The organism is Paraburkholderia sp. RL18-085-BIA-A (genome assembly GCF_046027075.1).
Lineage (GTDB): Bacteria > Pseudomonadota > Gammaproteobacteria > Burkholderiales > Burkholderiaceae > Paraburkholderia.
The window spans coordinates 1-710 of the sequence record NZ_JARESU010000541.1; the positions used below are offsets into that span (position 1 = coordinate 1).

The window sequence follows — 710 nt, forward strand, 5'->3', positions numbered from 1 at the left end:
CTGCTGGAGCTGACACACGACATTATTATTGTGCGCGATAAGAACAACGTGATTACATACTGGAATCAGGCAGCAGAGACACTCTATGGATGGAAGAAGGAAGAGGCGGTTGGGAAGTTCATCGACGAATTTCTGAGTTCGGTGTTCCCGCTGCCTCGAGATGAGCTCCAGCGGATTTTTCTTCGCGACGGCCAGTGGGAGGGCGAGTTAATTCACACGAGGCGGGACGGCACCAAGATAATCGTGACGAGCCGCTGGGCGCTGCAGCGCGACGGCGCGGGAAATCCGTTGGCCACGCTTGAGACCAACAACGACATCACGCAGCGCAAGCATGCCGAAGAACTGCTCCGGAAGAGTCAGGCGCAGTACTTCGCCGAAGCGCAGAAGCTGAGCAGGACCGGCAGTTTTTGCTGGAATGTCTCGGGCGGCGAACTCCACTGGTCCGACGAGACTTTTTCTATCTTCGAATACGACCTGGCGGTCGTGCCCACCATTGAACTGGTCAGGCAGCGGGTGCATCCGGACGATATGCCCCTGTTCGAGGAGAAGATTGCAAAGGCGCGCGGTTTCACCGTCGACATCGAGCATCGTCTGCTTTTTCCTGATGGTCGCATCAAGCACCTCCACGTCGTTGGGAGGTCAGCGAACGGTCAGCCGGACCACAGGGCGTTTATCGGGGCCGTGATGGACGTGACGGGGGCAAAGCAGAC

At 57.6% G+C, this 710-nt stretch carries 1 protein-coding gene; it reads left to right on the forward strand.

Going from position 1 to position 710, the window contains the following annotated elements; translation table 11 throughout:
- Positions 1-710: PAS domain-containing protein (locus tag P0D89_RS53740; protein ID WP_408379761.1), on the forward strand; the 710-nt coding region annotated here is incomplete at both ends.